This is a genomic window from Hyphomicrobium sp. 2TAF46, assembly GCF_052114865.1.
Lineage (GTDB): Bacteria > Pseudomonadota > Alphaproteobacteria > Rhizobiales > Hyphomicrobiaceae > Hyphomicrobium_B.
The window spans coordinates 483,370-493,755 of the sequence record NZ_JBFRFO010000002.1; the positions used below are offsets into that span (position 1 = coordinate 483,370).

The following is a 10,386-nucleotide window of genomic DNA, read 5'->3' on the forward strand; positions in this document are numbered from 1 at the left end:
CCCTAGCCTTTGCCGGGCAGCGCCTCAACGGCCCTTTGCTAAGGCGCGGGTTGAATTTCTTGCGGCTTGTCGTTCGGCGGCCGGCGGTGCCGGAAGTGCGTTTCATCGCGAGGCCCGCCGATATGATAGAAACCCGGCCGCCACTGATAAGCCAGTCCCGATGCCGGCGCACGATAAAGCCCATCGCCCGCATAAGCATTGCCGCCATAGCCCGCGGATGAGTTCCGTCCGTAAATATTCGTGTCGCTGATGCTGAGCGACAGGGGCACCCGGTCCGGATTGATGATCACGTAGCGATCCGGCGGCAAAGGCCGATAAACGCGAACGCCGTGCTCGAGCGTGACGACGGCGCCGTAATAGGGACGCGTCTCGATCCGGGTCGTGAAGCGATCCGCATTCGCTGACGCCGCGAGCAGAGAGATGGCCGAACCGCCGATGGAAAGAAGAAGCACAAACTTTCGAAGCACGGCTGGTTCTCCGGACCGATGAATCGACCCGAGATTAACCGCATGGAGCGAAAGTCTCAGTCCCATTCGCACCTATGATTAACAGCCAAGACGCGTTCCGGCCGGAAGTCGCGTCCCGCGAAGGAAATCCGCCGCAGCCATCGGTTGCTTTCCCGCCCGCTGCAATCTCTCAACGCGAATGGCCCCCGAGCCGCAGGCGATCGTCAGGCGGTCGTCGATGAGCGTGCCAGGGAGCGTGCGAGGCTCCGCACGTCCATCCATTTCGGACGCCGCCAGGACCCTGATCCGTTCAGGCTTGTTGCCGATCGAAAGTTCGAACCACGCGCCCGGATAGGGCGAAAGCCCCCGGATGTGATTGATAACCTCGCTCGCCGGACGCGAGAAATCGATGCGCGTCTCGCCTTTGCCGATCTTCGCAGCATAGGTCGCGCCGTCGGTGGACTGGGGCACGCAATCGATCGCGCCAGTTTCGATTTCGGCGAGCGCTTCGACCATGAGCTTCGCGCCGAGCTGGGACAGCTCATCGTGCAGCTCTCCAGCCGTCATCCCAGGAGGAATGGCAACGTCGCGGCCAAGACAGACCGGACCCGTATCGAGGCCCTGCTCCATGCGCATGATATTGACGGCCGTCACCGTGTCGCCCGCCATGATCGCGCGCTGGATAGGAGCAGCCCCGCGCCAGCGCGGCAGTTTCGATGCGTGGACGTTGAAACACCCAAGCCGCGTGGCATCGAGCACCGCTTGCGGCAGCAGCAGCCCATAGGCGACGACCACCGCCGCATCGGCCTTCAGCGCCGCGAACGCTTCGCGATCGGCATCGTTTTTGAAGTTCACCGGCGTACGGACGTCCAGCCCGAGTTCTTCCGCGCGGCGCTGAACGGGCGATTTGACTTCCGCCATGCCCCGTCCGGCCGGCCTTGGCGGCTGACTGTAGACGGCAACGACGCGATGCCCGGCCGCCGCGATCGCGTCGAGAACGGGCACGGAGAAATCCGGCGTCCCCATGAAGATGATATTGAGCGGCATGTCGCCCGTCTGTGTTGGCGCGCGACTGCCCTTCAATCGGGTGGGCGCACGCGCGAAATTCAGTCCCCGCCCGACCGGACCTGCTTCTTGAACTTGCGGATGATGATGTCGCGTTTGAGGCGCGACAGGAAATCGATGATCAGCTGCCCGTCGAGATGATCGATCTCGTGCTGAATGGCAGTCGCGAGCAGACCATCCGCCTCCAGCTCCTGCTCTTTCCCGTTTCGATCGATGTAACGCACAGTCACCGTCGACGGCCGTTCGATCTCGACGCGAACATCCGGAATGGAAAGGCAGCCCTCTTCGTGCACGCGCGTCGTCGAGCCGACGCCGATCAGCTCAGGGTTCGCCATCGCGAGCGGCCTCGGAGGCTCGCCATCCTCCGCCGCGTCGATGACGACGACCCGCTTCAGGATGCCGACCTGTACGGCGGCAAGCCCAACGCCGGGGGCGGCGTACATGGTCTCGAGCATGTCGTCCATAAGCTTGACGACGGCATCGTCCACGCGCTCGACCGGATCGGAGATCTTGCGCAGGACGGGATCAGGGATGGTGATGATTGGAAGAACGGTCATAGCGGTGACATATGAAAGCCTTGAGCCACGGTCAATGGCGTGCGGCCCTATACCGTTCAGGTTTTGAACGCTCGGCACTGGGTCCCGCCTGCGCCGACGCCACCAGCGCATCCAAAGTCGCCTCCGGCGGAGCCCATCCGATCCGCCGCAGGAGCACGGGATCGACGATCAGATCGCCCGTCAGCCGGTCGGCGAAATGCGGCTTCCCGGCCATCCGGAGCACCGCCACGAGGGAGCCCTCGGGAACCGGAAGCAGCAGCTCCGGCCGTCCCGAACCCCGGCGCAGCGCCCGGATAATATCCGCTATTGTTAACGGCTCCAGATCGGCCACGCCGAAGATCGTGTTTTCCGCCGTCTGGGTCTGCAGCACGTATTGAATGGCGCTAAGCAGATTGCCGATGCTGAGGAGCGACCGGCGCGCCTTGAGGGCCCCGAAGGGCAGCGGCACCGGCAACGCGGCGAGTCGCATCAAGGCGCCCATATTGCCCCTGACGCCGCCGCCGTAGACGAGCACCGGGCGGAGCACGGTCCAGTGTGTCTGCGATCCCTCGAGCGTCGTCGCCAGGATCGACTCGGCCGCGAGCTTCGACCGGCCATAGGCATCCGTCGGCGCGGCAGGCGTCGCCTCCGTGACGATGCCCGGATACGTGACGCCGACTTGCGCGCGGATCGACGACATGAGCACGAAGCGCTTCACGCGCGCCGCCCGCGCGGCCCTGGCGAGCTGACGAGTTGCACCCACATTGATCGCCGTGTACGCCGCCTCCGGCAAATTCGCGCGCGCATGAGACAAACCGGCGGCATGCACCACCGCATCGACGCCGCGCACCAGGAATTCAGCCGCGAACGACCGCGACATGTCCCCGACCGCCACGCCCTCGACCCGCGGACTGTCGAACATGATCGGCTGCCGCGACGCCGCGCGCACGGAATAACCCCGATCCGCAAGCGTCCTGACGACATGCTGGCCGATGAAGCCCGAGGCGCCGGTCACGAGAATGCGCTGCGCAATGGCCAAGCCGTTTCCCTCGAATTTGCCGGTCAGCAAACCAACCGGCGCAAAAAGGACGTCCCCGGACGATCTAGAACTGCGTCGCCGAAAAGTGCAACGCCCAGAGAAGCTAACTAGTGAACCTAAAGCGCCAGCATTTTCCCGACTCGCGCGATCAACCGATATCCCGCCATTATGGCAATAACACCGAACGCGACGCCGCCGATCATATTCCCGGCGAGCACACCCTCGGCGCCGTCGAGATGCCCGCCGATCACCACGAACGGCACGGTTCCGAGCGTCGCACGGCCCCAGTTCAGCAGCGTCGAATAGTGAGCCTGGCCGAGCGTATTGAATACCGCACTCGTGATGAAAACAGTTCCGAGAAATACGAACAGAGGCGACAGCCAGCGGCAGAAAAACACGATCAGTTCACGCGTCTCAGGGCCGGCCCAGAATAGATCTGCGAGCGGATGCGCCACGAGTGCGAGAACGAGCCATGCGAGGCCCGTAAAGGCCGCCATCGTCAACAGCGACAGCGTAAAAACATCTCGCATCCGTGACGGCGAGCGCGCCCCGAAGTTCTGCCCGAGGATCGGTCCGACCGTCCCCGAAAGCGCGTAAATAGCGCCGAACGCAACCGGCGTAATCCGCCCGATGATGGCCCACGCCGCAACCGCCGCGTCTCCGTAGCTCGACATCGCGAGCGTGATGTAACCGTTACCGACGGCCGGCGCGATGTTCGTCAGCACGGCCGGGCCCGCGATGCGGCAGTAGGGCGGCGTATCTTGCTTGAGCGTCGCGAGTTTCGGTCGGCCCATCAGGTCGTGCACCGCGACGACGCCGTAAAGGCCGACGCCCGTAATCGCGATACGCGCCAGAAGTGACGAGAGCGCCGCGCCCTCAAGACCCATACCGAAATGCACGATGAAGATGAGATCGAGGATCGTATTAACGATGGCGCCGGACAACGTCACGAACATCGCGCGCCGCGCGTCCCCGACCGAACGCAGCACCGCCGCCGACGTCATGCCGAGCGACAGGAAAGGCAGCGTCGGAACCAGGACGAGAAGATAGAACCGCGCGAGTTCGAAGGTCCTGCCGCTCGCCCCAAGTAGCTCGAGCAGCGGCCCGATCGCGAGCCAGATCACAACGCTCGCGATGGCCGAAAACAAAAACGCCAGCACATGCGCATTCGCTGACAACCTGCGCGCACGCACACGCCGCCGCGCCCCGAGCGCAGGCGCGATCAGCGACGTCGCCGCAATCGACAGGCCGATGCCGATGGACGTCGAAAAGAAGAGAACCGAACTCGCATAGCCGAGAGCCGCTACGATCGCCTCATCGCCGAGACGCGACAGAAAATAAATGTTCGCGAGATCGCCGATGAAGATCGCCATCAGCCCGACGGCGCCCGCCGCCGTCATCGACAGAATGTGCCCGAGCAGCGAGCCGGTGACGAACCGCGGGCTTTCGCTTCGCCGGCGAACGGTTTCGACTTCTGCCATCGCTCCCGGCCCTCTTCGGCGCGCCACGGCGGCGGCCTACATTTTTTTTATAATTTGCGACGCGCCTTGAACGCGGCTGCGAGCGTGCCGTCGTCGAGATAATCGAGTTCGCCGCCGATCGGAACGCCTTGCGCCAAGCGCGATACCGTAACGTCGGCCGACGCGAGTTGATCCGAAATGAAATGCGCCGTCGACTGGCCCTCGACGGTAGCGTTGAGCGCCAGCAAAATTTCCCTCACGTCCGGCGACCGTGCCCGGCTGACGAGGTTCGCGATGTTGAGCTTGTCTGGCCCGACACCATCGAGCGGCGACAGGTGTCCGCCGAGCACATGATATTGCGCCGACACGACGCCCGCACGCTCGAGTGCCCAGAGATCGCCGACCTCTTCGACGACCACGATCAAACTCTGATCGCGGCGCGGGTCGGCGCAAATGCTGCACGGGGAAACCGTATCGAGATTGCCGCACACGGGGCATTCCGCGATCTTCGCGATGGCCTGCTGCAAAGCTTCCGATAGTGGAACGAGCAGCTCATTGCGCCGCTTCAACAGTGACAGCACGGCTTTGCGCGACGAACGCGGACCAAGCCCCGGCAATCGCGCCAAGAGCTGCACCAGACGCTCGATTTCGGGACCTGCCGTTTTGCGTGACATTCAATGCGATGCCGGAGAAGGCGATGCTTGGAAGAAACCGCGCGGGTTTCACATCGTTCGGATTTTTTAAAAGAGCTTCATCCCCGGCGGCAACGGAAGGCCGCCGGTGATCTCGGACATTTTGGTCTGCATGATGTTATCGACCTTGGCGCGCGCGTCAGCGGCGGCTGCGACTATGAGATCCTCGAGAATCTCAACCTCGTCCGGCTTCATCAGGCTCGGATCAATGCGCACGCGCTTGACTTCGCCTCTGCCGTCGACAGTCAGATGCACAAGGCCGCCACCCGACTGGCCTTCGATTTCGGACTTGGCGAGATCGTCCTGCATCTCTTTGAGGCGAGCCTGCATCTGGCCCACCTGCTTCATCATTCCCATCAGGTCTTTCATTGTCTTCCTCGCGGCAACATGCCGAAATCTAAAAAATCGTGGCGAGCTTTAGACCGCTTCGCTCTCGCTGTCCGTATCTGTCTCACGCCCAGCGATTCGCCGCACCTCGGCGATCTTCGCATCGGGAAACGCTTCGAGCACGGCGCGTACGGCCGGATGTGCTTTGAGCGACTCGAGCTCCGCCGCTTCGCGTTGTCTGCGTACGACGCCGACYGGCAAAGCGCCGGCTTCCTTCGACACAAGAATGACCCAGCGCCGGTTCGTCCAGGCGTTGAGTTTCTCGCGCAGCTCGTTGGGAAGTTCTTGAGGCGCCTCGGGCAAAAGAAAGAAATCGATCGATCCGGCAACCGCATCGAACTTCACGAGGCTGACATGATCTTCGAGATGAATCGTAAGCTTCACGTCGCGCTTCGCGCTCGCAAGCGCGATGACCTCGGGGAACGACCGTGGATTGGCGGCGAGAAGCGGACTGGAACCTTCTCCATCATCATCGTCGCCGCCAATCGGCTCGCCGTCGTCGAATTCGAATGCATCCCCCGCCTCATCGTCGAAGCTTTCGGCGACCGGAGCGCTGGCGCGCGAATTGAGCGGCGCACGTTGATCAGCAGTGCCGCTACCGTCACCTGCGGGAAGAGCCGGACGCCGCGCCGGTACCGAACCACCGCCCAGCGCCCGGATCAATTCATCCGGGGTCGGAAGATCGGACGTATAGGCGAGACGGATCAGCAGCATCTCTGCCGCGACGCGCGGATTGGGAGCCCGCGCCGTCTCCTCGAAACCCTTGATCAGCATTTGCCAGGCACGCGACAGGTATGGCATCGACAGCCGAGCTGAGAGGTCTTTCAGCCGCGCTTTTTCTTCCGCGGTCAGACCTTCGCCCGCAGGCTCTTCGCCGACCGCTTTTACGCGGGCGATTGCATGCACCGCCTCAGCAAGATCGGACACGATCTCGGCCGCCTCGGCGCCGTCGCGATGCAGCGAGGAAAGGCCCGCGAGCGCAGCAGGGACGTCGCCCCGGAAGAGACTTTCGGCAAGATCGAAAATGCGCGCGCGATCGGCAAGCCCGAGCATGTCGCGCACCTTGGCGGCGGTGACGTGCCCCTCGCCCATTGCAATCGCCTGATCGAGAATCGAAAGACCGTCGCGAACCGAACCCTCGGCCGCGCGCGCAATCAGCTGCAGCGCATCGCCATCGGCGCTCGCGCCTTCCGCGCCAACGATCTTCTGGAAGTGCTCGGCGAGAACCGGCTGCTCGACGCGTCTGAGATCGAAACGCTGGCAACGCGACAACACGGTCACCGGAACTTTTCGGATTTCCGTCGTCGCGAAAATGAAGCGGACATGCGCGGGCGGCTCTTCAAGCGTCTTCAGGAGCGCGTTGAACGCGCCCTTCGACAGCATGTGAACCTCGTCGATGAGGAAGACTTTGGTGCGCGCAACGAGCGGCGTGTACTGCGAGCTTTCGATGATCTCGCGGATGTTATCGACGCCGGTGTTGGATGCAGCGTCCATTTCGAGCACGTCCGGATGACGGCCCTCCATGATGTCTTTGCAGTGAACGCCGAGGCCCGGCATGTCGATCGTCGGCTTGTCATAGCCCGGCGCTTCGTAATTGAGCGCGCGTGCGAGAATTCGCGCCGTCGTCGTCTTGCCAACGCCGCGCACACCGGTCAGCATGTAGCCCTGAGCGATCCGGCCCGACGCAAAGGCATTCCGGAGCGTCGTCACCATGGCCGACTGGCCGATCAGATCATCGAACGTTGCAGGACGATACTTACGCGCGAGGACGACATAAGGCTTCGCGGGCTCTGCGCCGCCAGAAGCCTCTACGCCGTCCGACGCATCTGATTTTTTCTTTGCCATGATCCCTGGATCGAACCTTTCGCCCGGAAGGGGCGAGGGAGCAAGGCGACCCGCGATGAGTCGCGCCCTCGCGGAGGGCCATCGGCCCGTGAGCGCAAATATAAAGGCTGGCGAACGACCCGACTTCTGATCGTTAGGGCTGCTTCCTTCCGGACCTGACCCGGTTGGCGACGAATTCGTCCGTCGCCAGCCCGTTCTTATAATGGGCCGGGCAGCCGAAAAGTACAACCCTTTGCTCAACAGGCATTTCTTGGATTGGACGAGCCAAGATATCCCGGAACTCCAATCGGCTTGAGGCCCAGGCGGACCGAATTCCGAGCCTCGAGCCTACCTTATCGCGAACATGTCGCGGGACAACAAATCCCTCGTCGGCAGCGACCTACCGAACGAGCGATAAAATGGATCTATTCGGTTATTTGATCAGCTCGGACGCTTGATCGGCACGAGTCCGCTCGCGGCAAGCTCCCGCGCTTCTTTCCGGAAGGGACTCGCCGGATAGGTGCCGAAAATCTTCGTCTGCGTCGAGAAAAAGGACAACTCCTCGAGCGCAAGCTGCACCGGCCGGTCGACGGGATGGCCTTCGATGTCGGCAATGAACATCGTAGCGTTGAAGGTGCCCTCCTCCTGATAGCTCTCGAGCTTCGTCATGTTGACGCCGTTCGTCGCGAAGCCGCCGAGCGCCTTGTAAAGTGCCGCGGGCACGTTACGCACACGGAAGAGGAAGGTGGTCATGACGGGGCCGTTGCCCGGCTCCGCATCGTCGGGCTCCTTCGCGAAGATGACGAAGCGCGTCGTGTTGTGTTCCTGATCCTCGACGTCGCTCTTCAGGATCTTCAAACCGTAGATCTCTGCAGCCAGCCGCGACGCGATCGCCGCCGTCGTAAGGTCGTCGCTCTCAGCCACCAGCCGGGCCGACCCCGCGGTATCCGCCTCGGGAACCGGCTTCAGGCCAAGTTGTCGCAGCGTATTCCGGCATTGGCCGAGTGCCTGCGTGTGGCTCATGACCCGCTTGATCGTCGCCATGCTGGCATCGGGCTTCGCCATCAGCTGGTGACGAACGCGAAGAAAATGTTCGCCGACGATGTAAAGACCGGAATCCGGCATGAGGTGGTGAATGTCGGCGACGCGACCGGCAACAGAGTTCTCGACCGGGATCATCGCATACCGCGCTTCCCCGCTGCTGACCGCCGCAAGCGCATCCTCGAACGTCGGATAGGCGACGCTCTCGAAGCCCGGATAGACCTCGCGCGCCGCGAGATGCGAATTCGCCCCCGGCTCACCCTGGTACGAAATTTTTGCGGCTCCGGTGCCGGAACCTGATTGTTTTGTCATTGCCGTTCGATTGTCCGGGAGAAGATGTTAGGGCGCGATGAGGCGGCGGGCGCGCTCAAGGTCGGCGGGAGTATCGACACCGAGGGGAACTGTGTCAACGATCGCGACGTCTATGCGCATTTGTGCCTCAAGTGCCCGTAACTGCTCAAGTTTTTCCCGCCTCTCGAGCGTCCCCGGCGGCAGCGACACGAAGCGCTCGAGACTGTCGCGGCGATAGGCGTAGATGCCGATGTGATGAAAGAGCGGCCCTTCGCCATGGGGCGCCGTCGCCCGCGTGAAATAAAGGGCCCGGAGCCGGTTCTCGCCGATCGGCGTGCCGACGACCTTCACGACATTCGGATTGCCCCGCTCCTCTTCGTCCGAAATGACGGCGGCAAGCGTCGCGATATCCGTCTCGCCCGCCGTAAGCGGGGCAATGCATTCCGTGACAAGCGCCGGGTCGAGCGTCGGCAGATCGCCTTGCAGATTGACGATAATGCCGGCCTTCCGGCCCGGATCGATCGTCGTCAGCGCCTCGTGAATGCGATCGGAGCCGGACGCATGATCTGCGCGTGTCATCACCGCTTCGCCGCCCGCCGCTTTCACGGCTTGCAAAATCTCCGCGCTGTCGGTCGCGACAACGACGCGCCCGGCCTTGGCTTCCGTCGCACGCTGCCAGACGTGAACGATCATCGGCTTGCCGTGGATGTCCGCGAGCGGCTTTCCGGGAAGCCGCGTCGCCTGCATCCGGGCCGGTATGAGGATGAGAGTTTCTTGGGGCACTGCGTTCGAGTTCTTTTGTTCGGTGACAAATTGCCCCGATATCGCTATCGACATCGGAAAAAGCATCAACGCGCTTGCGAGGCGGGCCAGCTTATATACGGCAAATCGATCTCGTCATCCTGAATTGCGCGTCCTGGGGAAGACCAAGAGGGAGCCAAGGAATGGAAGGAATGGATAGTTTTGAATTCACGAAGATTGCGGGCGCCGTGCTGTCGGCCCTGCTTTTGATTTTCGGAACGAAGACAATCATCGAAATGAATGTCGGCCACACGCCTGAAAAGCCGGGCTTCGTGCTGCCGGCCGCAGCCCCGGCCGGGCCCGCGAAATCGGCCGAAGGCGCTGCGGCGAACGCGCCCGCCGCCGCCGCAGGGGGTGGTGAGGAAGTTGTCGCACTTCTGGCGAAGGCAAACGCGGACAACGGCAAGGCGATCTTCAAGAAGTGCCAAGCCTGCCACGTCTCGGAAAAAGGTAAAGCGCCGACCGTCGGTCCGAACCTCTGGGACGTCGTCAATCGTCCCAAAGCGAGCTATCCCGGGTTCAATTATTCCGACGCGATGAAGAAAAAGGGCGGCGACTGGTCCTTCGCCGAACTCGCGCATTTCCTGCACGGCCCCAAAACCTTCGTTCCCGGCACCAAAATGGTCTTCAACGGGCTTCCGTCTGCTTCTGATGAAGCGGATGTAATCGCCTATTTGGCAACGCTTGCAGATACCCCCGTTCCACTGCCAAAATGACGGCGTTGTAACTCGCTAAGGGTGGAAAACTTTGCGACCCTGCCGGGACACTTGGCAGGGTCGTTTCACGTCCGGCCGGCCGGCTTTA

The 10,386-nt window shown here is 62.6% G+C and carries 11 protein-coding genes and 1 other RNA gene; 1 reads left to right on the forward strand and 11 read right to left on the reverse strand.

Annotated features, from left to right (window positions below):
- Positions 1-38 precede the first annotated feature (38 nt).
- From AB4Z24_RS06190 to AB4Z24_RS06240, 11 genes are all read right to left on the reverse strand, one after another.
- On the reverse strand, positions 39-467 hold the full coding sequence (locus tag AB4Z24_RS06190) for a hypothetical protein (protein WP_441706601.1): 429 nt from the start codon (positions 465-467) through the stop codon (positions 39-41).
- Between the two features lie 78 nt (positions 468-545).
- A complete protein-coding gene (gene fmt / locus AB4Z24_RS06195; protein ID WP_441706603.1) occupies positions 546-1,493 on the reverse strand; it encodes a methionyl-tRNA formyltransferase in 948 nt (315 codons plus the stop codon).
- Between the two features lie 59 nt (positions 1,494-1,552).
- Complete coding sequence (def, locus tag AB4Z24_RS06200; protein WP_441706605.1) at positions 1,553-2,068, reverse strand: peptide deformylase; 516 nt, start codon at positions 2,066-2,068, stop codon at positions 1,553-1,555.
- 31 nt (positions 2,069-2,099) lie between these two features.
- A complete protein-coding gene (locus AB4Z24_RS06205; RefSeq protein ID WP_441706607.1) occupies positions 2,100-3,086 on the reverse strand; it encodes an NAD-dependent epimerase/dehydratase family protein in 987 nt (328 codons plus the stop codon).
- A gap of 116 nt (positions 3,087-3,202) precedes the next feature.
- Positions 3,203-4,567 (reverse strand): MATE family efflux transporter, encoded by a 1,365-nt coding sequence (locus AB4Z24_RS06210; protein ID WP_441706609.1) that lies wholly within the window; start codon positions 4,565-4,567, stop codon positions 3,203-3,205.
- 47 nt (positions 4,568-4,614) lie between these two features.
- Positions 4,615-5,220 carry a recombination mediator RecR gene (recR, locus tag AB4Z24_RS06215; protein ID WP_441706610.1) on the reverse strand — a complete coding sequence of 202 codons (606 nt, stop codon included), beginning with the start codon at positions 5,218-5,220 and terminating at the stop codon, positions 4,615-4,617.
- A 66-nt stretch (positions 5,221-5,286) separates the two neighbouring features.
- Positions 5,287-5,607 carry a YbaB/EbfC family nucleoid-associated protein gene (locus tag AB4Z24_RS06220; protein ID WP_441706612.1) on the reverse strand — a complete coding sequence of 107 codons (321 nt, stop codon included), beginning with the start codon at positions 5,605-5,607 and terminating at the stop codon, positions 5,287-5,289.
- A gap of 48 nt (positions 5,608-5,655) precedes the next feature.
- Positions 5,656-7,470: a DNA polymerase III subunit gamma/tau gene (locus AB4Z24_RS06225; protein ID WP_441706614.1), complete on the reverse strand. Its 1,815-nt coding sequence runs from the start codon at positions 7,468-7,470 to the stop codon at positions 5,656-5,658.
- A 99-nt stretch (positions 7,471-7,569) separates the two neighbouring features.
- Positions 7,570-7,665, reverse strand: an RNA gene (gene ffs, locus AB4Z24_RS06230) — signal recognition particle sRNA small type.
- Positions 7,666-7,890: 225 nt separating this feature from the next.
- Positions 7,891-8,802: a prephenate dehydratase gene (locus tag AB4Z24_RS06235; protein ID WP_441706616.1), complete on the reverse strand. Its 912-nt coding sequence runs from the start codon at positions 8,800-8,802 to the stop codon at positions 7,891-7,893.
- A gap of 27 nt (positions 8,803-8,829) precedes the next feature.
- Positions 8,830-9,564 carry a 3-deoxy-manno-octulosonate cytidylyltransferase gene (locus AB4Z24_RS06240; protein ID WP_441706618.1) on the reverse strand — a complete coding sequence of 245 codons (735 nt, stop codon included), beginning with the start codon at positions 9,562-9,564 and terminating at the stop codon, positions 8,830-8,832.
- A 170-nt stretch (positions 9,565-9,734) separates the two neighbouring features.
- Here AB4Z24_RS06240 and AB4Z24_RS06245 point away from each other — a divergent pair, with 170 nt between their 5' ends.
- Complete coding sequence (locus AB4Z24_RS06245) at positions 9,735-10,298, forward strand: c-type cytochrome (RefSeq protein ID WP_441706620.1); 564 nt, start codon at positions 9,735-9,737, stop codon at positions 10,296-10,298.
- The last annotated feature ends 88 nt before the right edge of the window (positions 10,299-10,386 follow it).

What these genes read in the sequence shown, in the direction of transcription:
- fmt (WP_441706603.1), bottom strand. Translation starts at nt 1,493, where the DNA reads ATGCCGCTCAATATCATCTTCATGGGGACGCCGGATTTCTCCGTGCCC.
- def (WP_441706605.1), bottom strand. Translation starts at nt 2,068, where the DNA reads ATGACCGTTCTTCCAATCATCACCATCCCTGATCCCGTCCTGCGCAAG.
- AB4Z24_RS06210 (WP_441706609.1), bottom strand. Translation starts at nt 4,567, where the DNA reads ATGGCAGAAGTCGAAACCGTTCGCCGGCGAAGCGAAAGCCCGCGGTTC.
- recR (WP_441706610.1), bottom strand. Translation starts at nt 5,220, where the DNA reads ATGTCACGCAAAACGGCAGGTCCCGAAATCGAGCGTCTGGTGCAGCTC.
- AB4Z24_RS06220 (WP_441706612.1), bottom strand. Translation starts at nt 5,607, where the DNA reads ATGAAAGACCTGATGGGAATGATGAAGCAGGTGGGCCAGATGCAGGCT.
- AB4Z24_RS06235 (WP_441706616.1), bottom strand. Translation starts at nt 8,802, where the DNA reads ATGACAAAACAATCAGGTTCCGGCACCGGAGCCGCAAAAATTTCGTAC.
- AB4Z24_RS06245 (WP_441706620.1), top strand. Translation starts at nt 9,735, where the DNA reads ATGGATAGTTTTGAATTCACGAAGATTGCGGGCGCCGTGCTGTCGGCC.